Origin of the sequence: Pseudomonas sp. MF7453 (assembly GCF_016405455.1) — a bacterium.
GTDB classification, from domain to species: Bacteria; Pseudomonadota; Gammaproteobacteria; order Pseudomonadales; family Pseudomonadaceae; genus Aquipseudomonas; species Aquipseudomonas paralactis.
On the sequence record NZ_JAEKCN010000002.1, the window covers coordinates 583,834 to 606,526 of the forward strand.

A 22,693-nucleotide genomic window follows, 5' to 3' on the forward strand; every position below is an offset into this window, starting at 1 on the left:
AGCACAGTACCCTGTGGGAGCTGGCTTGCCTGCGATAGCGTTAGTGCAGTAGTAGTTGCGGTGACTGACACACCGCCTTCACGGGCAAGCCCGCTCCCACAGGGGATCTGCGCAGGCCACATTTTGATGTCCATGACGTCGTTGAAAACAGCCTGGCGAAGCCATCCGATTGACGCCAAAAACTCACTAATGGCCAACTGATTAATTAATCACCTGCCTAAGATTCATTCTCGCTACAATCGCCCGCTTTACCACCCGGCATGGGTTTTTACGCCCTGTAGCCTGCGAGAAGCCCCATGTTGATCGGTAGCTATTCAACCTCCCTCGTCGTGATTTCCCTGTGCGTCGCGATGCTGGCGTCCTACACCGCGTTGGACATGGCCGGGCGAATCGCTACCGCCAAGGGGCGTGCCGTTTACCTATGGATCGCCGGCGGTGCAGGGGCGATGGGCGTGGGTATCTGGTCCATGCACTTTATCGGCATGTTGGCGCTGCGGCTGCCGTTTGCCCTGGGGTTTGACCTGGGCATTACCGCGTTGTCGTTGCTGATCGCCGTGTTGTCCAGTGGCTTTGCCTTATGGCTGGTCAGCCAGCCACGCCTGCCGGCCTGGCAACTGGCGTTCGGCGCGCTGGTGATGGGCGCCGGTATCGCCAGTATGCATTACACCGGCATGGCGGCGATGCGCATGACACCGGGTATCGACTACGACCCCACGTTGTTCGGCGCTTCGTTGTTGATCGCAGTGGTGGCCTCCGGCGCCGCGCTGTGGATCGCCTTCAACCTGCGCCGCAATACGCCCTACGTGCGCCTGGCGCGGGGTGGGGCGGCGGTGGTGATGGGCGTGGCCATCGTCGGCATGCACTACACCGGCATGGCCGCGGCGCAGTTTGCCGATGACAGTTTCTGCGGTGCCGCCCTGACGGGCTTGAGCGGCAAGGGCCTGGACAATCTTGTGCTGGTAACCTCGTTGGCGGTGCTCGTCATTGCGCTGCTGACCTCGCTGCTCGACGCGCGCCTGGAAGCACGTACCGCCGTGCTTGCAGACTCCTTGACCCTGGCCAACCAGGAACTGACCCACCTGGCCCTGCACGATATGCTTACCGGCTTGCCCAATCGCACGCTGTTGGCCGATCGCATTCAACAAGGCATTCAGGCGGTGTACGAACAGGGCGGGTGCTTTGCGCTGATGTTTATCGACCTGGATGGCTTCAAACCGGTTAACGACGCCTTCGGCCATCACATGGGCGACCAACTGCTGCGCGAGGTGGGTCTGCGTTTGCGCGAAGACTTGCGCAGCCAGGACACCCTGGCCCGTATCGGCGGCGACGAGTTCGTGTTGCTCGTGCAGTTGACCCAACCGGACGATGCCATGGGCCTGGCCGAGCGTCAGGTCGGCCTGATCAACCGCGCTTTCACGGTGGCCGAGCATGAGCTGAAAATCTCCGCCAGTATCGGTATCGCCATGTTCCCGGGCAACGGCAACAACCCCCAGGAACTGTTGATGAACGCCGACGCGGCGATGTATCACGCCAAGGGCATGGGCAAGAACGGCTATAGCTTCTTCGATGCGTCAATGAACACCAACGCGCGCAAGCAACTGCAATTGTTGCAGGACCTGCGCAATGCCCTCGAACACGGCGAGTTTCGTTTGTATTACCAGCCCAAATTCGATGCGGTGAGCGGTATTGCCGTGGGGGCCGAGGCGTTGTTGCGCTGGCAGCATCCGCAACAAGGCTTGCTGCTACCGGCAACTTTTATTGCGCTGGCGGAGAAAACCGGGCTGATCATTGCCATCGGCGAATGGGTGCTCGACGAAGCCTGCCGCCAGATGAGCCTGTGGTACGCCCAGGGCTATGAGAGCTGGCGCATCGCGGTGAACCTTTCGGCGCTGCAGTTCTGCCATGCCGGGTTGGTCAACAGTGTTGCGGCTGCCCTGGAGCGCCACCAATTACCCGCCAACAGCCTCACGCTGGAGATCACCGAGACCACCGCCATGAGCGATGCCGACGCGAGCATGAAGGTATTGCAGCAACTATCGGACATGGGTGTGGACCTGTCTATCGATGACTTTGGCACCGGCTACTCAAGCCTCATGTACCTCAAGCGCCTGCCGGCCAATGAGTTGAAGATCGACCGCGGCTTTGTACGCGACCTGGAACACGACAGCGACGACGCCGCCATCGTCTCGGCCATCGTGGCCCTCGGCCAGGCCCTGGACTTGCGGATCGTTGCCGAAGGCGTGGAAACCGATGCGCAGCAAAACTTCCTCACCCGCCTGGGGTGTGATTCTTTGCAAGGCTATCTGTTGGGGCATCCATTGCCGGCTGATAGTTTCATGGCAAACATCCGCAGTGGCGAGGATGCGTCAGCGCCTGACAAAAGCGGTCAGTGACGAGTATTCTTGGATCCAACCCTAACCGTCAGGTTGAATCAGGAGACCGCAGCCATGGACAAAGTCGTCATCATCACCGGGGGCAGCCGCGGGATTGGCGCCGAGACGGCCTTGCTGGCCGCTCGCGAAGGTTATCGCATCTGCATTAACTATCAGTCGGACGAGAAGGCAGCCCAGGCCGTGCTTGAACAAGTGCGCGGTCTCGGTGCGCAGGCCATCGCGGTGCGCGCCGATGTCAGCATCGAAGATGAAGTGATTGCGCTGTTCAATCGTGTGGATGCCGAATTGGGGCGTGTCACGGCGCTGGTTAATAACGCCGGTACCGTGGGGCAAAAATCGCGGGTCGACGAGATGTCCGAGTTTCGTATCCTGAAGATCATGAAGACCAATGTGCTGGGCCCGATCCTGTGCGCCAAGCACGCGGTGCTACGCATGTCGCCCCGGCATGGCGGGCAGGGCGGCAGTATCGTCAACGTGTCGTCGGTGGCGGCGCGGCTGGGGTCGCCCGGTGAGTATGTGGACTATGCGGCGTCCAAGGGCGCTCTGGATACCTTCACCCTGGGTTTGTCCAAAGAGGTGGCGGGTGAAGGCATTCGAGTCAACGCGGTACGCCCCGGTTATATCTTTACCGATTTCCACGCCCTGAGCGGCGACCCGGATCGGGTCAGCAAGCTGGAATCCGGTATTCCCATGGCGCGTGGCGGGCGCCCGGATGAAGTGGCGGAGGCGATTATCTGGTTGTTGTCGGATAAGGCTTCATACGCCACTGGCACTTTCGTGGACCTGGGGGGCGGACGCTAATAGCTGCAGCTCAACGGCCAAGGTCTTGCAGCGTGTCGTAGCCATTTTCTGCGAATGCTACAAGTAGACGAGCCTCAGAGTTCTTTCGGGTGCTATAGCCCGCGTTGTGGAAGCCGTTGATCTTGCCGTCGTGAGGTTCGCTATTGCCGACGCGGCGATCATTCACATTGTCGAGAACGTTGATCACCCGTGCCAGGTTATAGGCCGCATGGGCCCTGGCCCTCGCGACAGCGTTGGCGGACGTCCAGTCGCCAACCCGGCGCTTGAGCAAGTCTGTCACTGGGTAGCGGTCCCGACGTTTGAGCAGATGCTTCAACGCGGGATTCGCGTTGATGATTTGCCGGGCGGTACGATGGTCACCGGCGGGAGGATCTTCGGCTGCAGTCGGTACGACGAGCCAGTTATTTTCAGGGCGGCCTTCGTCGGGCCGATAGCGGTGCGGTGTATGAAACGGACTGATGCGCATGGCGGCCTCAACGTGGAACTGGACCTCACTGGGTGGTGCCGTGATGGCGCCGAGTTCCATAGGCGAGGGGGGGCGCCTTTAAAAAGATCGCACAATCCGCCCCAGCGTCTCCATGGCCTTTTCCGACGCCTCGTTCCAGGGGCTGCCATAGTTCAAGCGTATGCAGTTTCTGAAGCGTTGGGTCGCTGAAAAAATCGGCCCCGGTGCGATGCTGATGCCTTGCGCCAGGGCCATCTGGAACAACTTCAGCGAGTCGGTTTGCTCCGGCAATTCCAACCACAGGAAGTAGCCGCCCGCCGGCTGGCTGACCCGTGTCTGGGCCGGGAAGTAGCGGGCGATGGCCGCCAGCATGGCGCTTTGCTGTTCTTCCAGGGCATAGCGCAATTTGCGCAGGTGGCGGTCATAGCCGCCGTGTTGCAGGTAGTCGGCAATCGCCGCCTGGGCCGGCATCGAGGGGCACAGCGAGGTCATCAGTTTCAGGCGCTCGACCTTCTGCGCAAAGCGTCCGGCTGCGACCCAGCCAACGCGGTAACCCGGTGCCAGGCTCTTGGCAAAAGAGCCGCAATGCATCACCAGCCCTTCGGTATCAAACGCCTTGGCCGGTTTTGGCGCGTGTTGCCCGTAGTACAGCTCGGCGTAGACATCATCTTCGATCAACGGCACCTGATGGCTGCGTAGCAGTTCTACCAGCGCCTGCTTTTTTGCTTCGGGCAGGGTGGCGCCCATGGGGTTCTGGAAGCTGGTCATGGTCCAGCAGGCTTTGATCGGGTAGCGCTCAAGGCTTTGTGCCAAGGCGTTCAGATCAATGCCATCGCGCGGGTGTACCGGGATTTCCACGGCCTTGAGTTTCAGGCGCTCCAGCACTTGCAGGCAGGCGTAGAACGCCGGTGCCTCGATGGCGACCAGGTCGCCCGGTTCGGTCACCGCTTGCAGGCACAGGTTCAGCGCTTCCAGGGCGCCGTTGGTGATCAGCAATTCCTCCATGGGCAGCATCAGGCCGCCGACCATATAGCGCAGGGCAATCTGCCGGCGCAGTTGCGGGTTACCCGGCGACATGTCGGTGACCACCAGGCGCGGGTCCATTTCGCGGCTGGCGCTGGCCAGGGAGCGCGCCAGGCGCGGCAACGGGAACAGCATCGGGCTGGGGAAGGCCGAGCCGAAGGGCACGGTATTAGGGTCTTTGATCGAGTCCAGTACCGAAAACACCAATTCACTCACATCCACATGGGTGGACTCATGCACTTGCTCGCTCACGACCGGCTCGGAAAACGGGCTCGGCGCATGGGTGTTGACGAAGTAGCCGGAGCGCGGCCGTGCGCGAATCAGGCCACGACGTTCCAGCAAGTAGTACGCCTGGAACACGGTAGACGGGCTGACGCCGTAAGTCTGGCTGGCATAGCGCACCGACGGCACCCGCTGACCTGGGCCAAGGACGCCGGAGCGGATCAGTTCTGCGATGTCATCGGCAAATTTTTCGTAGCGTTTCATGGCGGCCTAATTAGCTTTTTGAATGTGTACGCAGGGCAAAACTGTAGGAGCGAGCTTGCTCGCGAAACACGTCAACGATAACGCGTGTTTCCTGAATGCACGCGGTGCCTGTGAGTTTTTCGCGAGCAAGCGCGCTCCTGCATTTGATCTCTATATCAGCGATTCAAAGGGGCAACAAATCGGCTGTCAGCTGCGGTATAGACCCAGGGTTCATCCACATCAGTGACTTTAAAACGGATAGTTTGAGAACTGCTGGCCGGTGTGTCCGCCAGCAACGCCACCGACACCGGTATATCGACAATTTCCCCGGGCGCGAGGCTGACCTGGGTCTTGCCTTGCAACTGGAACCCCTCGGCCTCCACCAGTTCCAGGCGGTATTCCTGGCGCTGCTGGGTCTTGTTGATTACCTTGAGGCTGTAGATGTTCTCGATCAAACCCTGGCTGTTTTCGCGAAACATGCCGCGGTCCTTGGTGACATCCAGCGACACCATCGGCCGTTCAATCAAGGCCACCACCAACGCGGCAATCATGACCAGCAGCACGGCACTGTAGCCGATCAGGCGTGGCCTGAGCAGCTGAGTCTTGCCGCCCTGCAGTTGGTGTTCACTGGTGTAGCTCACCAAACCACGGGCATAGCCCATTTTGTCCATGATCGAGTCGCAGGCATCGATGCAGGCCGCGCAGCCGATACATTCCATTTGCAGGCCGTCGCGGATATCGATACCGGTAGGGCAAACCTGCACACACAGCTGACAATCAATGCAATCGCCGAGCCCGACATCGGCTGGCTGCACCTCACGTTTGCGCGGGCCACGGCGTTCACCGCGCGCAGCATTGTAGGAAATGGTCAGGGTGTCTTTATCAAACATGACACTCTGGAACCGCGCATACGGGCACATGTGCATGCACACCGCCTCGCGTAACCAGCCAGCATTGATGTAGGTAGCGCCGGTAAAAAACAGCACCCAGAACAGGCTCACCCCGCCTGCTTGCCAGGTCAGCAGTTCGACGGCGAGCGGGCGGATGGGCGTGAAGTAACCGACAAAGGTCAGCCCGGTCAGCACGCTGATACCCAGCCACAGCGAATGTTTGGCTGAGCGCCGCGCGAGTTTGTTCAGGCTCCAGGGAGCTGCCTGCAGCTTGATGCGCTGGTTGCGTTCGCCCTCGGTGATCTTTTCACACCACATGAACAGCCAGGTGAACGAACTTTGCGGGCAGGTATAGCCGCACCACACGCGGCCGGCAAACACCGTGATCGCAAACAGCCCGAAAGCACAGATGATCAGCAGCGCCGAGAGCAGGATAAAGTCCTGCGGCCAGAAGGTCGCGCCGAAAATGTGGAACTTGCTTTCGGCCAGGTCCCACAGCACGGCCTGGCGCCCATCCCAGTTCAGCCACACGGTGCCGAAAAAGGCCAGGAACAGCAACGCCGCTCCGCTGACACGCAAGGTGCGGAACAGGCCGGTGAAGCTGCGGGTATGGATCAGGTTGTCACTGGATTTGGCCTTCACCTTCTTTGGGTGTATGGGCTCAAAGGTTTCCACGGTTGGGATTCGTTCGCTCATGGTCGTTCGCTCATCAGCCTCCATCAGGCCAATGCACTATGGGCGACGGGCTGTTTGCATAACAGACTCAGGTAGGGCGATAAAAAGCGGATCAGATGGGCTGGACATCTCAGTCTGCGTCAATCTGCTGCACCCCAGACTCAATGGGGTGCAGCGATAGATCGCAGCTGCTGACGCAGATCAATTAAATCACTGAACCCGGTTCGTCGGCCTTCACATGCTGACGGCCATCGGTTGCGCCTTCAACCGTCAGGGCGTCCGCCTCGGCTTCGGTGATGTAGATACGCGCACCCGCCAATTCCAGATAAGACATGGCTTTGTCGTGATCGGTAAGGATGGTCACCCGGGTGGCTGGCAGGCTTTGTTCCTGGCCGTTGTCGTCGAGCGTGAAGTAGCACAGATGATTTTCGATGCGTACGGTCATGACGATCTCCGTTTTGTGAACTGTGCAGCGTTAGGCGACCGCCATGCGCACGGGTTCCGGGCAACTGACTGGCGGTCTGTGCGGTCTATTCTTTATTCATAATAAAAGGAGCGCATTCATGGACGCCTGGTGGCATCAAGTGTGGCAAACCCTGCAAGCCGAATTCGCCGACCTTGCCGACGCCCGACAACTCACCCAAGTGACGGTGCGCCTGCTGATCGCTGCGATCCTGGGGGGCATTCTGGGTTTTGAACGTGAACACAAGGGCAAGGCGGCAGGCGTGCGCACCCATATGCTGGTGGCGCTGGGCGCGGCGCTGTTTGTGCTGGTGCCGCAGATGTCCGGTAACCAGGCAGACGCCATGAGCCGGGTGGTTCAGGGGGTGATTGCAGGCATCGGCTTTTTGGGCGCCGGCACTATTCTCAAGGGCAAGGAAGACGAAGAGGGCCAGCATGTAAAGGGCCTGACCACGGCTGCCGGGCTGTGGATGACCGCCGCCATCGGGGTGGCGGCAGGCATGGGGCGTGAATCGACGGCGGTACTCAGTACATTGCTGGCCCTGATGGTATTCAGCATCATGCCGAGAATCGTCAAGCTAGTGGAAAAGTGATAACCGGCTAACCTCTCGATCAGGTCACGATATTGCTTTGGCGCACCTCACCAAACACCTTCAACACAAAGGCTGGCTTGCCTGGAGCATCAGCAATGACGACCACGCTGGCATTGTTATTGGGCAAATATTGAATCTGTATTTCCCCGCTCGATTCTGGCGTGCGCTCAACCGTTCGCAGTGAGGTGTTCAACTGCTTCTGGATGCCGGCCAGGTTCAGTTTGTCTTGCGATTTGAAGTTGCGGACCTCTTGAGGCGATTCGAGTGTGGATTCACTGGCAGAGCTGAAGCTATAGGTAGCGCAGGTGTCGTTGTGAGTGTCGCTGGCCGATGGCATTGACACTGTGTCGGCTTGCGATGCATCAAGTTTGTCTTTGGCCAGCGAATTGCAGGTATTGCTTAAGGCTTTATAGGTCGAATCCATTCTGGAATAGTTTTGCTCGATTTTGGTTAACTCTGCGAGTGAGTGATCGAGACGGCCAACAGAGATCGAGGCGTCGCTGTCGAATGCCCCGAGCAGCGCCTCAATATTCTTGAAGATGAATCTATTCATCACCTGTTCTGTTGTTTTATGCCTGGCCGAATTCAGGTTTTTGGCACCCTCATCGAGCAGCACGTTCATCTCTTCAAGTTTCTGGCGATTCGCTTTAGCGTCGGGCCCACGTAACGCTGCGCGCCTGTTTTCGGGCTGAAAAATCCATTCCAGTTCGGATTTGATTACCTGAGATTGGGCAGAGTCCGGATTGCTCTGCAGTGCGTTGATTGTTTCCGGGGTCAATAGTGTACGAGCATCACTCACGCGTTTGGTCGCGTCTGTGTGTTGTTCTGGGGAGATCTGATTGGCGCGCGTGTCAGGCGATTGCTCTGAACGGTCTGGTGCCTTGGGCGCAGCGGACCAGTTGGGGCCAGCCTTGAGCAGCGTCTCCAGCTGTTGTGAGGTTGGCAGGCCCTGAATGTGCGCGCCGATGGAGGGTTGCGGTGGCGATGGCGGCGTGCTCAAAGCGTGTTGAGGGTTAATGGTCGACATGGTGTCCTCGCGATAGGGTCAGAACTTCCCATCGGAAGATGGGTTGAGTGCGAGGTAAATATATAAACCTGCGTTCAGGCGAGCATTCAGGCTTGTTTCCAGTGTCTGTAGGAGAGTTCAGTTTTTGTGGCTCGCTCGAGTTGATGAACAGCCTGGCCGCTCCCGAGCGAACCTCTATCATTGTGGCTCAGACGATGACCGGCGGCGTGGTCGCAGGGGGCTCCTGCGCTGGCGGTGGCTCATCTTCCGGTGGTTCCTGCCTGGGCGGCGGCGTCGGCTCCGCAGGCGGCAAGGGTGGATCGTCGATATTCGGATCTTCAGGCGCAGGGGGAATTGGGATATTCATCGGTGTGGCCTCCTTTGTGCTTGGCTCTATGGGTGGACCATTGCCTCAGGCAATTGATTCCCCGCCCGGCGGCGACATATCCACCTGAACTTTTGTCGCGCGCCCAGGCTCGGACTTTAAACGGCCCTGCTCAGGGAGAGCGTCGCCGTACTTGAATTCGGATCAAGCAAAGAGCGTCCACGGGGCGTAAGGGGAAGATGCTCGATGACTGCTGAAACACTGGCTCCAGAAGGCTCGGTACTGCCACTGTCGCAGGCGCTGTTGTTACCCAGGATTGCTATCGAAAACACCATGCCGGTGATCGACCATGGTGAGTTTGCGGTTAAGGCCGTTGTCGGTCAGCGCGTCAATGTCACCAGTAAAGTGTTCGCCGATGGGCACGACAAACTGGCGGTGCTGATCCGCTGGCGCGCGCTGGAGGATGAAAGCTGGCACAGCGTGGTCATGACCGATGTCGGTAACAATGGCTGGGAAGGCGCGTTCACCGTCGCCCATCTTGGCCCGCATGAATACTGCATCGAGGCATGGATCGATACCTTCGCCAGCTTCTGCTATGAACTGCGCAAGAAACACGAGGCCGGGGTGCCCGTCAGCCTGGAATTGCAGGAAGGCCGCAGCCTGGTGTTGCAGGCTGCCGAGCGCAGTGACAACGAATTGCGCGACCGTTTGATGTTGTTACACCACGAACTGTCCGGCCTGCTGGAAACCGAGCAGGTGGCGTTGTTCCTGCACGAAGACAGTGCACACCTGATGACCCAGGCCGATCATCGCGCGTATCTGAGCATCAGCCCCGCCTACCCGATTGACGTAGAGCGTGAGGCGGCGCAGTTCGCCAGCTGGTATGAGCTGTTTCCCCGCTCGATCACCGATGATCCGGCCCGCCACGGTACATTCAACGACGTGCACTCGCGCTTGTCGATGATCCACGACATGGGTTTTGACGTGCTGTACTTCCCGCCGATCCACCCAATCGGCCGCAGCCACCGCAAGGGTAAGAACAACTCACTCACCGCCGGCCCCGATGATCCGGGCAGCCCGTACGCCATCGGCAGCGCGGAGGGCGGGCATGAGGCGATTCACCCGCAATTGGGCAGCCGTGAGGATTTCCGTCGCCTGGTCAAGGCCGCTGCCGACCACGGCCTGGAAATTGCCCTGGACTTCGCCATCCAGTGCTCCCAGGACCACCCATGGCTTGAACAGCACCCTGGCTGGTTCAACTGGCGCCCCGACGGCACGATTAAGTACGCCGAGAACCCGCCGAAAAAGTATCAGGACATCGTCAACGTCGACTTCTATGCGGCGGATGCGATTCCGGGCTTATGGACAGAACTGCGCGACATTGTGGTGGGCTGGGTGGAAGAGGGCGTGAAGACCTTTCGCGTCGACAACCCGCACACCAAGCCGCTGCCATTCTGGCAATGGCTGATCAGTGATGTCAGGTCCAAATACCCTGAGGTGATCTTTCTGGCGGAAGCCTTTACTACACCGGCGATGATGGCGCGCCTGGGCAAGGTCGGCTATTCCCAGAGCTACACCTACTTCACCTGGCGCAATACCAAGGCCGAGTTGAGCGAGTACCTGACGCAGTTGAACCAGTCGCCGTGGCGCGAATGCTACCGGCCGAACTTCTTCGTCAATACGCCGGATATCAACCCAGGCTTTTTGCACCAGTCCGGACGCCCCGGCTTCCTGATTCGTGCAGCGTTGGCCACCATGGGCTCGGGCCTGTGGGGCATGTATTCGGGTTTTGAACTGTGCGAAGCCGCGCCGGTGCCGGGCAAAGAGGAATACCTGGATTCGGAGAAGTACGAGATTCGGCCACGGGACTTCACCGCCCCCGGCAACATCATTGCCGAGATTGCGCAGCTCAACCGTATTCGTCGGCAAAACCCGGCGTTGCATACCCATCTGGGCCTGAAGCTCTACAACGCCTGGAACGACAGCATCCTGTATTTCGGCAAGCGCAGCGAAGATGGCAGTAACTTCATCCTGGTGGCCGTCAATCTCGATCCCTATAACGCTCAGGAAGCCCATTTTGAACTCCCGCTGTGGGAGATGGGCCTGCCGGATGACGCCCAGACCCAGGGTGAAGACTTGATGAACGGCCATCGTTGGACCTGGTACGGCAAGACCCAATGGACACGGCTAGAGCCGCAGATGCCCTTTGGGATCTGGCGCATCACCCATTCCCCAGGCTGATGGAGATCCCCTGTGGGAGCTGGCTTGCCTGCGATAGCGATTTGTCAGCCACCATTTCAGGTACTGACAGACCGTTATCGCAGGCAAGCCAGCTCCCACACTGGAGCGCATTCCGTCTGCAGAACTTTAGTGTTTTCAGGAGTTCCCGATGGCGAAGAAACCCAAGACAGCCACCTTCATCAAAGACCCGCTCTGGTACAAGGACGCGGTGATTTACCAGGTTCACGTCAAATCCTACTTCGATTCCAACAACGACGGCATCGGTGACTTCCCCGGGCTGATCGCCAAGCTCGACTACATCGCCGACCTTGGCGTGAACACCATCTGGCTGCTGCCGTTCTACCCCTCGCCACGCCGCGATGACGGCTACGATATTGCCGAATACCGTGGCGTGCACAGCGACTACGGGACCATGGCCGATGCCAAACGCTTCATCGCCGAGGCGCATAAACGCGGGCTGCGGGTAATTACAGAACTGGTGATCAACCACACCTCCGACCAGCACCCCTGGTTCCAGCGGGCGCGCAAGGCCAAGCCAGGCTCGGCGGCGCGGGATTTTTACGTGTGGTCGGACGATGACCAGAAGTACGACGGTACGCGCATCATTTTCCTGGATACCGAAAAATCCAATTGGACCTGGGACCCGGTCGCCGGCCAGTACTTCTGGCACCGCTTCTACTCTCACCAGCCCGACCTCAACTTCGATAACCCGCAAGTCATGAAGGCGGTACTGTCGGTGATGCGCTATTGGCTGGACCTGGGTATCGACGGCCTGCGCCTGGACGCCATCCCCTACCTGATCGAGCGCGACGGCACCAATAACGAAAACCTGGCTGAAACCCACGACGTCCTCAAGCAGATTCGCGCCGAAATCGATGCCCATTACCCCGACCGTATGTTGCTGGCTGAAGCCAACCAATGGCCGGAAGACACGCAGCTGTATTTCGGTGAGCGCAAAGGCGATGACGGCGATGAATGCCATATGGCCTTCCACTTCCCGCTGATGCCGCGCATGTACATGGCGCTGGCCCAGGAAGATCGCTTTCCTATCACCGATATTCTGCGCCAGACCCCGGAGATTCCCGCCAACTGCCAGTGGGCGATTTTCCTGCGTAACCATGATGAGCTGACCCTGGAAATGGTCACCGACAGGGAGCGTGATTACCTGTGGAACTACTATGCCGCAGACCGCCGTGCCCGAATCAACCTGGGTATTCGTCGACGCCTGGCGCCGCTGATGGAGCGCGATCGGCGCCGTGTCGAGTTGCTCAACAGCCTGTTGCTGTCGATGCCCGGCACGCCGACCCTGTATTACGGCGACGAGATCGGCATGGGTGACAACATCTATCTGGGCGACCGTGACGGTGTGCGTACGCCGATGCAATGGTCCATCGACCGCAACGGCGGCTTTTCCCGTGCCGACCCGGCCAGTCTGGTGCTGCCGCCGATCATGGACCCGCAATACGGGTATCAATCGGTCAACGTCGAGACCCAGGCCCAGGACCCGCATTCATTGCTCAACTGGACCCGGCGGATGCTCGCGGTGCGCAAGCAGTCCAAGGCCTTCGGCCGTGGCAGCCTGAAAATGCTCTCGCCGACCAACCGACGCATCCTGGCCTACACCCGTGAATACACCGGGGAAGACGGCCACACCGAAATCATCCTGTGCGTGGCCAACGTATCGCGCAGCGCTCAGGCGGCGGAGCTGGACCTGTCTGCCTTCGCCGGCATGGTGCCGGTGGAGATGCTCGGTGGGAATGCCTTCCCACCGATTGGTCAGCTGAATTTCCTGCTGACCCTGGCGCCCTATGGTTTCTATTGGTTTGTGCTGGCGACGGAAAACCAGATGCCGAGCTGGCATGTGGAACCGGCGCAGAGCATGCCCGACTTCACCACTTTGGTACTGAAAAAACGCATGGAAGAATTACTCGAAGACCCTTGCCGCACCAGCCTGGAGCAAACCTCATTGCCGGCCTGGTTGCCCAAACGTCGCTGGTTTGCCGGCAAAGACACGGCCATCGACAGTGTGCACATCGCTTACGGCGTAAGGTTTGGCGACCCGCAGCACCCGGTATTGCTTAGCGAAATCGAGGTCAGCAGCGGCGGTCAGGTCAGCCGTTACCAATTGCCGTTGGGCTTTCTGGGCGAAGATCAAGCGACCAGCGCCTTGCCCCAGCAATTGGCCCTGGCCCGAGTGCGCCGTACCCGCCAGGTCGGGTTGGTGACCGATGCCTTCAGCCTTGAGCCTTTTATTCGTGAAGTCATCCAGGCCATGCAGGCGGGCACCGTGCTTAATTGCAGTGAGGGCGACCTGCGGTTTGAGGCCACGCAACACCTGGCCGGGCTGCAACTGACTCATGAATCGCCGGTGCGTTACTTGTCTGCCGAGCAGTCCAACAGTTCGGTGGTGGTGGGCGAAAGCCTGGTGCTCAAGCTGATTCGCAAAGTCAGCGCCGGGGTACACCCGGAGCTGGAAATGAGCGCCTACCTGACCGCTGCGGGTTACCCGAATATCTCGCCTTTGCTGGGCTTTATGAGCCGCCGCGACGGGCAGGGGCAGGACAACCTGTTGATGATTGCCCAGGGCTACCTGAGCAACCAGGGTGATGCCTGGACCTGGACCCAGAACAACCTGGAGCGGGCGATCCGGGACGAGCTGGCCGAGGCCATCTCTGAACAGGAGCAGCACTACAACGCCCTGGGCGAACTGGCGGATTTCGCTGCGGCGCTCGGCCAGCGCCTGGGGGAAATGCATGGGGTGCTGGGTGCGCCAACGGATGACAAGGACTTCAAACCCGAAGTTACCACGGCCAAGGATACTCAGGCCTGGGCCAAGGATGTCGGCGCGCAGATTGAACGAGCCCTGCAATTGCTCAAGCTTCATCAAAGCCAGTTGAACCCCGCTGACCAGGCGTTGGTCAGTGAGTTACTGGCAAACAAAAAAGCCATCGCCGGGCATGTCCAGGCGTTGGCGAAGGCCACGCTCGGCGGGCTGCGGATTCGTGTCCATGGTGACTTGCACCTGGGGCAGGTGCTGGTGGTCAAGGGCGATGCTTACCTGATCGACTTTGAAGGGGAACCGGCGCGACCGCTGCATGAGCGGCGCGGCAAGCACAGCCCCTATAAAGACGTGAGCGGTGTGCTGCGCTCCTTTGATTATGCGGCAGCCATGGCCCTGAATGTGCAAGCAGTGGATCAGACGCCGCAAGCCAACAGTGCACGCAAGCGCGTCACGGACCGCTACCTGAGTGAAGCCCGCCAGGCATTTACCCAGGCTTATCAGACGGCGACGTCTACACTGGCGCATGACTGGCAGGATGCCAACGGCCAGGACGCAGCGCTGACGTTGTTCAGCCTGGAAAAGGCCGCGTACGAAGTGGCCTACGAAGCGGAAAATCGCCCGACCTGGTTGCCGGTGCCCTTGCAAGGGCTGCACGGTTTACTGAGCGGGCTTACACCTATATCGAAACCTGTACGCGGTGGGGAGACGTCATGAGTTTTACACATAAAGAACCGCTGCAGCCCAAGTTGACTGCATTGCCGGCGTCCAGGGACGTCGAAGCGCTGGTGCGCGCCGAACACCCGGATCCCTTTTCAATCCTGGGCCCTCACGATGACGAGCAGGGCGGCCAGTTTATTCGCGCCTTTGTGCCGGAAGCGCTGAGCGTTCAAGTGCTCAGCCGAGAGGGCAACGAAGTTCTAGGCAGCCTTGACGCAACCCAGGTGCCCGGTTTGTTTGTCGGGCAGTTCAGCACGCGTCAGCCGTACCTGCTGAAAATCCAGTGGGCCGGCGGTGAACAGATCACCGAAGACCCCTACAGTTTCAGTCAATTGCTGCTGGGGGAAATGGACCTTTACCTGTTTGCCGAAGGCAATCACCGCGACCTGGGCAATTGCCTGGGGGCCCAGGTGACCAGCGTCGATGGCGTTCAGGGTGTGCGCTTTGCGGTGTGGGCACCCAATGCGCGGCGGATTTCGGTGGTGGGCGATTTCAATATCTGGGACGGTCGCCGCCATCCCATGCGCCTGCGTCATCCCTCCGGCGTGTGGGAGATTTTTATCCCGCGTTTGCAGCCAGGTGCCGCCTACAAATACGAAATACTGGGTGCCCATGGGATCCTGCCGCTCAAGGCCGACCCGGTGGCGTTGGCAACCCAACTGCCGCCCGACACGGCCTCCAGGGTCGCCGCACCGTTGCAGGTGGACTGGCAAGACCATGAGTGGATGCAAGCCCGGGGTGACAAGCAGAAAGCCACGGCGCCGTTGTCGATCTATGAGCTGCACGTAGGCTCCTGGCAGTGCGAGCTGGACGAGGTCGGCGAGGTGGCCCGCCAGTATGGCTGGCGTGAACTGGCCGAGCGCTTGATCCCCTACGTGCAGCAATTGGGATTCACCCATATCGAGCTGATGCCGATCATGGAGCACCCCTTCGGTGGTTCCTGGGGCTATCAGGCCTTGTCACAATTCGCCCCGAGTGCGCGCTTTGGATCGCCCGAGGACTTCGCCTGGTTCGTCAATGCCTGTCACCAGGCGGATATTGGTGTGATCCTCGACTGGGTGCCGGCGCATTTCCCCACCGATACCCACGGCCTGGCGCAATTCGACGGCACGGCACTGTACGAGTACGCCAACCCGCTGGAAGGCTTTCACCAGGATTGGGACACGCTGATCTACAACCTGGGCCGCACGGAAGTGCACGGCTTTATGCTGGCGTCGGCCCTGCACTGGCTCAAGCATTTTCATGTGGATGGGCTACGGGTGGATGCGGTGGCCTCGATGTTGTACCGCGATTATTCGCGCAAGGCCGGCGAGTGGGTGCCCAACCGCCATGGCGGGCGCGAGAACCTGGAGGCGATCGATTTTCTGCGGCACTTGAACGACGTGGTCGCCCTGGAAGCGCCCGGTGCGCTGGTGATCGCCGAGGAGTCCACGGCGTGGCCGGGAGTCAGCCAGCCTACCCAACAAGGTGGCCTGGGGTTCAACTACAAGTGGAACATGGGCTGGATGCATGACTCGCTGCATTACATTCAGCAAGACCCGGTATACCGCGCCCATCACCACAATGAGCTGAGCTTCGGCCTGGTATACGCCTGGTCCGAGCGGTTTATTTTGCCGATCTCCCACGATGAAGTGGTGCACGGCAAGCACTCGCTGATCGACAAGATGCCCGGTGATCGCTGGCAGAAGTTTGCCAACCTGCGCGCCTATTTGAGTTTCATGTGGATGCATCCGGGCAAGAAGCTGTTGTTCATGGGCTGCGAATTCGGCCAGTGGCGCGAATGGAACCACGACCAGCAACTGGACTGGTACCTGCTGCAATATCCCGAGCACCGTGGCGTGCAGAAGCTGGTGGGCGATTTGAACCGCCTGTACCGCGAAGAGCCGGCGCTGCATGAACAGGATGACGCGCCCCAAGGCTTCCAGTGGTTGATTGGCGACGACGCAATCAACAGTGTTTACGCCTGGCTGCGCTGGAGCAAGGACGGCCGGCCGGTGCTGGTGGTTGCCAACTTCACCCCGGTGCCCCGTGAAGGCTATGCGGTGGGGGTGCCGTTCGCCGGGCGCTGGAGCGAGGTGATCAACAGCGATGCGGACACCTATGCCGGTTCCAACTTTGGCAATGGGGGAGAGGTGTTCACCCAGGATGAGCCGCGCCATGGGCAACCGGTGTCGCTGTCGTTGAACCTGCCGCCGCTGGGTGTGCTGATTCTGCGCCCGCAGGGAGCGTAGGGGCGCTGGATTGCCGGACGCAGTTGTTCTCGCTAATGGCAAGGTGCCACAATGGCGTCTTTGCCGTCGTACTCGACACAGGCGCATTGCATGAATAGCCTTGGGCATGGGCAAGATCAGGATCGCGTCATCGAGCAGCAGGTGCGAACCGACCGGTTGCACCAGCTGTTTCGCCAGTCGTTTTCGGCCATCTTCGGCAGTTACCTGGGTGCCGCCATGCTTTGCTGGCTGTGCTGGGATCGCTTTGATCACCGGATCATTCTGATATGGCTGGTGCTGCTGGGGTGCTCGTCACTGGTGCGTCTGCACCTGTTTGTGCAGTGGTTTGGCTGCCCTGAGAGCGAGCGCACTCCAGCGCGTTGGGAGCGACGTTACTGGATCACACTGATGGTGTCGGCAGGTATCTGGGGCGGCGGGGCGCTGGCACTGATGCCGGTTGACGATCGCGTGTCCCAGGTGCTGGTCATGCTCTTTACCGTAGGGATGTCAGTCAGTGCGGTGTCCTGCTACTCGGCCTATCGCTACATGACCCTCAGTTCAATGGCGTTGGTGCTGCTGCCCTGTACGCTGTGGCTGTTGTTCCAGCCGGCGCCGATGCAAGTGGGTGTGGCCCTGGCGGTGCTGGTGTTTTCGTCTTTTGTGGTTGGGGCCACCTGTAAATTGTCCGACGCGCTGGAGAAAGCCTTTCGCCTGACTCGGCAGATGGAGCGCACACACAGCCTTTCAACCCGCGCGGCCCAAAACGATGAGCGCGCCGGGTTTGATGATCAACACCGCTGAGGCTCAAAGCCGCCATCAAATGGCCGTGGCGGGGGGATCATTGGACATCGCCCTTACCAACGCCCTGGCGACCTGTTCGGCGGAGTAGGGCTTGGCGACGAACTCGAACCCTTCATAACCACTGTCCGCCAGCTCTTCGCTGTAGCCCGAGACAAGTACCACCGGCAGGTCCTTACGCCGCTCACGCAGCAGTTTGGCCATCGCAACGCCGGTCATTCCCGGCATGACCACGTCCGAAAAAATCGCGTCGAAGGCTTGCGCGTCGCCACCGGCGAGGGCCAGTGCCTGTTCGGCGTTGGTCGCCCAGGTGGTCTTGTAACCCAGATCCTTGAGGATCTGGCTGGCGAAACGTCCCACTTCCAGGTTGTCTTCCACGATCAGCACATGCCGTTGGGCAGCATCCTGCGGCGGTGCAAGTTGCTCCTGTTCGTCCTGCTGCGGGGCGGCTTCGCCTTCCACTTGTGGCAGATACAAGGTGAACACAGTGCCCTGGCCGAGGGTACTTGCCACATCGATGTTACCGCCCGACTGTTTGGCAAAGCCGAAGACTTGCGACAGGCCCAGCCCGGTGCCTTTGCCAACGGCCTTGGTGGTGAAGAACGGTTCGAAGATACGGTCGATGGTGTCGGCAGCAATACCGGTACCGGTGTCGGCCAGCGAGATGGTGATGTAAGGCAGGCGCGACTCGGCGTCCCCACGGATGCGCGGCAGCGCCTGCTGCGCGGCGACCTTGAGGGTCAGGGTGCCCTGGCCGTCCATCGCGTCGCGAGCGTTGAGGGCTATGTTGATCAACGCGGTTTCGAGCTGGCTGGGGTCAATGCGTGCATAGCACGGCTGATCGGGCAACTGCACCTGAACATGAATACGTGCGCCGGTGACACTTTCAAGCATCTCGCCGATGTTGCGTACCCGCTGGCTGACATCCAACACCTGTGGGTTCAACGGCTGGCGACGGGCAAAGGCGAGCAATTGGCTGGTGAGCTTGCTGGCCCGCTCGACGGTGTCGGAGACGGCGCTCATGTAGCGCTGGCGACGCTCTTCCGACAGGCTCGGTTGGCGCAGGAAGTCCACGGAGGAACGAATGATGGTCAGCAGGTTGTTGAAGTCATGGGCGACGCCGCCGGTCAGCTGGCCGATGGCTTCAAGCTTCTGTGACTGGCGTAGCGCGGCCTCGGCCTGGGCCAGCGCGAGGGTACGTTCTTCCACGCGCTGCTCCAGCGTAGCGTTAAGTTCGGTATAGGCCGCCAGGCCCTCGCGTACGGCGGCATCGGCGCGCACGCGTTCGATGTGCGCCCAGGAACGTTCGGTGACTTCACCGACCAGAGCCAGATCATAAGACGACCAGTGACGCGGCTGTTTGTCATGCACGGCCATCAACGCCGTGAGGCGCCCATCCTTGATCAGCGGCACGCAGATGGTGGCTGTAACACCCAGTGCCTGAAAGGTTGCCGCTTCATCGGCGGGCAGTTCAGTGAGGTTATTGCAAATCACCAGGGGCTGACCGGCGCTCAGACAGCTCACGGCGCCTTGGCCAAACGCCGCCAGGCTGTAATGCCCAATGATGCTGGGCGAGCCCTGTGCCGCCCAGTCGCCACGGATGGTGAAGCCGTCTTCGTCGTCATCCATGTCCGCGTAGGCGCAAATTGACACTTGCAGGTGATGCGCCAACAGCTGGGTGGTCGACTTCATGATGGCTTCAGCGTCGGTGGCACTGGTCACGGCGCTGCCGATCGCGTCCAGCACCGCCAGACGGCGGGCGAGGAATACGGTGGAGGTGGTCTCGGTCACCGTATCGAGCATGCCCACCACGTTGCCTTGGGGGGCGCGGATAGGGCTGTAGCAAAAAGTGAAGTACGCCTGTTCAGGCGCATCATTGCGCTTGATCACCAGCGGGAAGTTTTCAATATAGGTGGCATGCCCGGCGAATGCGGCGCTGGCGATGGGGCTGATTTCGCTCCACGCCTCCTGCCACACCTCGCTGAACGGGCGGCCCAACGCCTCGGGCTTGTTGCCCAGGATCGGCCTGAATGCATCGTTGTAGAGCGTAATCAACTCAGGTCCCCAGACGATGGCCTGGGGAAATCTGGAAGCGAAGCACAGTGCGACGGTGGTCTTCAATACATCGGGCCATTGCTCCAGCGGCCCGAGGGGCGTACTGGCCCAATCATGCTGGCGGACCCGCTCGGCCATATCGCTGCTGCCCTGCAGCCAATTCATCATGGGGTCAACACCTTATCTACCGCGGTTCGACGGTTGCCTGAAACGTCAGGTTGCCAAGCAACAGACCTGTCTGACCGCAACCAGTTCAGCGCGAGTATCCAAGTCATTGAGCACCGAATACACCTGTCCAATAGATGCCCGCATCGCTCTTGGGGTCCATCGCGTAGGCCGCGCCCAATTCGCGAAATTGCGGGTTCATCAGGTTGGCGCAGTGGCCAGGGCTGGCCAGCCAACCGTCCACCACCTTGCGCGGTGTGTCGAGCCCGGCAGCGATGTTTTCGCCGATGTTCTTCGCGATATACCCGGCCAGCTCGGCGCGGTCACCAGGTGTACGACCGTCGTGGTCCAGGTGGTCGAAGAAGTTGCCGTTGGCCATGTTGCGCGTGTGGCTGTTGGCCGCGCTGGCCAGGGTGTCGTTCCACGACAGCGGTGTGGTCGCGCTGAAGGCCTGAGTGCCGCATTGGCGGGGTTCGGCGCGTGCGGCGTTGACCAGGTTGAGCAGTTGCTTGCCTTCGGTCTGCCAGTCGCCCAGGCCACTGGTCAGCAGCGGGCGGGCCAGCACGATGCGCCAATCCTGGCCGCTGTTGCTGACGCCGATGTCGACAAATTGCGGGTCCAGTACGACCCGGCAGAAGCTTTCGCGCACCGCCTTCATGGCAGCGTCGGCATCCTTGGGCCCGGACAGGCTGATGGCCTGCACATTGACCATCGGGTACGCAGCCCGCGCCAGCGACTGCTGCAAATCGCCGACATTGGAGGCCGGCAGCACCAGCCGTGTGTCGTTGGTCAGCGGTGGCAGCTCCTGGGAGCCCTGATCACCGCAGCGTTGCACCTGGCTGCGGTATTGGTTGATTTGTTGGACTAACTGACTTTCTTCATTCGCCATCGCGCTGGCGCAGAACACCGTAGTGGCGGCCAGCGTCGTAAGACCCATCATCAATGACAGAACGCGCATGGACGTTACCCTTGAACTTGAAAGTGCCCATGATGCGCGATCCAGGTGCTTGCATGCACCCGTTGATCCGAACTTTTTTCTTCAGTTCTTGAATTGGCCAAGCGTCGGTACGATTTTAGCCTGTCAGTTTTTTTGCTCCGAGTGGTAGCGCGTGCGAGCGCGGTTCCAGGCAATCACGCTGGCCAGCAGGATCATCCCTGCTGCCATGGCAAAGGTGATGTGCAGGCCGGCAGCGACCGCGTGGGGCGCTGCGTGAGTGATATCAGGGCTGCTCCTGGCGAATACCGCACCGAGCGCCGAGGTACCGAAAATCAGGCCCAGGTTGCGTGACAGATTCAGCAGGCCCGACACGGTGCCGCGGCGTGCCGCCGGAACATTGCTCATCACCGCGGTATTGTTGGCCGCCTGGAACAGGCTGTATCCCGCCGTCAACACAATCAGCGCAGCGAGGTAGGTAGCAAGGCCGGTTACCTGCGATAGCCACAGGGCTGCGCACAGCATCACACCCAGCCCCACGCGAGTCAGGCGCTGGCTGCCGAGGCGGTCGGTGAGGTAGCCCGCCGGTAGGCCGGTAATCGCAGCAACCCCCGGGCCAACTGCCATTGCCAGGCCCATCCAGGCAGGCTCCAGGCCCAGGCCACGGGACAGATAGAACGGGCCCACCACAAACGTGGCCATGATCACTGCCGACACCAGGGCGCTCATGATCAAGCCTGCGCGCAACCCCGCATCACTTAAAGGCGTCCAGAACGCATCGCGGGGTGACCCGCTGCGGCGGTTGGCATCCACCGGTAAATAGCGCCAGGCGAGGGCGGCGGCCAACCCGGCCAGGGGCATACCGATCAAGAACAGCGCCTGCCAGCCCCACAGGCTGAGCAGTACGCCTCCGACGCTGGGGCCCATGGCGGTGCCCAGCGCCGACATCGTGCCGAGTAGCCCCATGACCCGGCCGGTGCTTTGTTTGTTGACCGTGTCGCCGACCATCGCCAGGGTCATTGCCATCATGATCGCCGCGCCCAGGCCCTGCAGCACGCGTGCGCCGACCAGCCAGGGCAGGGAGGGCGAGACCGCACACCCTGCGCACCCAAGCGCAAACAGCAGCAACCCGGCCAGCAGCAGGCGCCGGCGGCCCAGGTAGTCGCCCAGTCGCCCGGCGCTGACGATCACCGCAGTGATGGTCAACAGGTAGGCGAGCACCACCCACTGCACCGCATGAAAGGACGCCCCAAAGGCTTGCGCCAAGGTGGGCAGGCCGACATTGGCAATGCTGGTGCCCAACGCGGCCAACAGCATGGAGAGCGACAAGGCAATGAGGCTGCCGCGCGTGGAGGTGTACATGAGCATTTCCTTGACTGAATGCGACTGTCACAAATCTACGGCGTGGCCTAACATGGCGGAAGACGCATGGGTTGCAGGTTATAACTGCACGTAACGCCTCATGTGGATGAACTGTCGCCACTGGACCTGTGAAAGGGGGCCCCGATGGCCATAGGTATTTACACAACTTTTGTAGCCACTGCCGACGCTAACCACGATGCGAAGCGAGCCGCTCTTGCTCTTGATCTGCTTTTGATCTTGATCTTAGGCGCCCCGTTAAACCACGCTGGCCGGAATTCGACAGGGATTTGGGGGGTAAACCGGCAGGGATGCCGGTTTAGCCGCCCCGCGCCATGGATGGCGCGTGGCGGC

The 22,693-nt window shown here is 60.5% G+C and carries 15 protein-coding genes and 1 pseudogene; 7 read left to right on the forward strand and 9 right to left on the reverse strand.

The annotated features are described in order from the left end of the window. The first annotated feature begins 296 nt into the window (after nucleotides 1-296). Entirely contained in the window at nucleotides 297-2,393 is a 2,097-nt protein-coding gene (locus tag JFT63_RS03660; RefSeq protein WP_198843493.1) for a putative bifunctional diguanylate cyclase/phosphodiesterase, read from the forward strand. Between the two features lie 54 nt (nucleotides 2,394-2,447). Next, a complete protein-coding gene (locus JFT63_RS03655) occupies nucleotides 2,448-3,194 on the forward strand; it encodes an SDR family oxidoreductase (RefSeq protein WP_057702934.1) in 747 nt (248 codons plus the stop codon). A 10-nt stretch (nucleotides 3,195-3,204) separates the two neighbouring features. Here JFT63_RS03655 and JFT63_RS03650 read toward each other — a convergent pair whose 3' ends face one another. The 4 genes from JFT63_RS03650 to JFT63_RS03635 form a co-directional block, all read right to left on the reverse strand. Next, nucleotides 3,205-3,720: a hypothetical protein gene (locus tag JFT63_RS03650; protein ID WP_233102220.1), complete on the reverse strand. Its 516-nt coding sequence runs from the start codon at nucleotides 3,718-3,720 to the stop codon at nucleotides 3,205-3,207. Between the two features lie 18 nt (nucleotides 3,721-3,738). Next, nucleotides 3,739-5,148 (reverse strand): GntR family transcriptional regulator MpaR, encoded by a 1,410-nt coding sequence (gene mapR, locus JFT63_RS03645; protein WP_005788562.1) that lies wholly within the window; start codon nucleotides 5,146-5,148, stop codon nucleotides 3,739-3,741. A gap of 155 nt (nucleotides 5,149-5,303) precedes the next feature. Beyond that, complete coding sequence (gene ccoG / locus JFT63_RS03640) at nucleotides 5,304-6,713, reverse strand: cytochrome c oxidase accessory protein CcoG (protein ID WP_057702935.1); 1,410 nt, start codon at nucleotides 6,711-6,713, stop codon at nucleotides 5,304-5,306. Between the two features lie 184 nt (nucleotides 6,714-6,897). Further along, nucleotides 6,898-7,137 (reverse strand): DUF3203 family protein, encoded by a 240-nt coding sequence (locus tag JFT63_RS03635; protein WP_057702936.1) that lies wholly within the window; start codon nucleotides 7,135-7,137, stop codon nucleotides 6,898-6,900. A gap of 118 nt (nucleotides 7,138-7,255) precedes the next feature. Between JFT63_RS03635 and JFT63_RS03630 the strand changes: the two genes are divergently transcribed. After that, the gene (locus JFT63_RS03630; protein ID WP_057702937.1) at nucleotides 7,256-7,747 is read left to right on the forward strand and encodes an MgtC/SapB family protein; all 492 of its coding nucleotides are present in this window, start codon (nucleotides 7,256-7,258) and stop codon (nucleotides 7,745-7,747) included. Nucleotides 7,748-7,766: 19 nt separating this feature from the next. On the opposite strand, the gene JFT63_RS29500 is transcribed toward JFT63_RS03630, so the two are convergent. Both JFT63_RS29500 and JFT63_RS03620 read right to left on the reverse strand, forming a co-directional pair. Further along, the gene (locus JFT63_RS29500) at nucleotides 7,767-8,774 is read right to left on the reverse strand and encodes a M10 family metallopeptidase C-terminal domain-containing protein (protein WP_233102219.1); all 1,008 of its coding nucleotides are present in this window, start codon (nucleotides 8,772-8,774) and stop codon (nucleotides 7,767-7,769) included. 187 nt (nucleotides 8,775-8,961) lie between these two features. Beyond that, nucleotides 8,962-9,120: a hypothetical protein gene (locus JFT63_RS03620; RefSeq protein WP_167346936.1), complete on the reverse strand. Its 159-nt coding sequence runs from the start codon at nucleotides 9,118-9,120 to the stop codon at nucleotides 8,962-8,964. 204 nt (nucleotides 9,121-9,324) lie between these two features. On the opposite strand from JFT63_RS03620, the gene JFT63_RS03615 reads away from it, so the two are divergent. The 4 genes and pseudogenes from JFT63_RS03615 to JFT63_RS03600 all read left to right on the forward strand — a co-directional run. Next, nucleotides 9,325-11,319, forward strand: a complete 1,995-nt coding sequence (locus tag JFT63_RS03615) for an alpha-1,4-glucan--maltose-1-phosphate maltosyltransferase (protein ID WP_198843492.1) — start codon at nucleotides 9,325-9,327, stop codon at nucleotides 11,317-11,319. 148 nt (nucleotides 11,320-11,467) lie between these two features. After that, nucleotides 11,468-14,815: a maltose alpha-D-glucosyltransferase gene (treS, locus tag JFT63_RS03610; protein WP_057702939.1), complete on the forward strand. Its 3,348-nt coding sequence runs from the start codon at nucleotides 11,468-11,470 to the stop codon at nucleotides 14,813-14,815. Then, nucleotides 14,812-17,049, forward strand: coding sequence for a 1,4-alpha-glucan branching protein GlgB (gene glgB / locus JFT63_RS03605; RefSeq protein ID WP_057702940.1), 2,238 nt, complete (start codon nucleotides 14,812-14,814; stop codon nucleotides 17,047-17,049). The genes treS and glgB overlap by 4 nt, the downstream gene beginning before the upstream one ends. A gap of 90 nt (nucleotides 17,050-17,139) precedes the next feature. After that, a pseudogene (locus tag JFT63_RS03600) lies at nucleotides 17,140-17,808 on the forward strand (GGDEF domain-containing protein); the annotation flags it as partial. 36 nt (nucleotides 17,809-17,844) lie between these two features. On the opposite strand, the gene JFT63_RS03595 reads toward JFT63_RS03600, so the two are convergent. From JFT63_RS03595 to JFT63_RS03585, 3 genes are all read right to left on the reverse strand, one after another. Next, a complete protein-coding gene (locus tag JFT63_RS03595) occupies nucleotides 17,845-20,049 on the reverse strand; it encodes a GAF domain-containing hybrid sensor histidine kinase/response regulator (protein WP_198843491.1) in 2,205 nt (734 codons plus the stop codon). 103 nt (nucleotides 20,050-20,152) lie between these two features. Further along, nucleotides 20,153-21,004, reverse strand: a complete 852-nt coding sequence (locus JFT63_RS03590) for a CAP domain-containing protein (RefSeq protein ID WP_057702942.1) — start codon at nucleotides 21,002-21,004, stop codon at nucleotides 20,153-20,155. Between the two features lie 123 nt (nucleotides 21,005-21,127). Beyond that, a complete protein-coding gene (locus JFT63_RS03585) occupies nucleotides 21,128-22,342 on the reverse strand; it encodes an MFS transporter (protein ID WP_057702943.1) in 1,215 nt (404 codons plus the stop codon). Nucleotides 22,343-22,693: the final 351 nt, after the last annotated feature.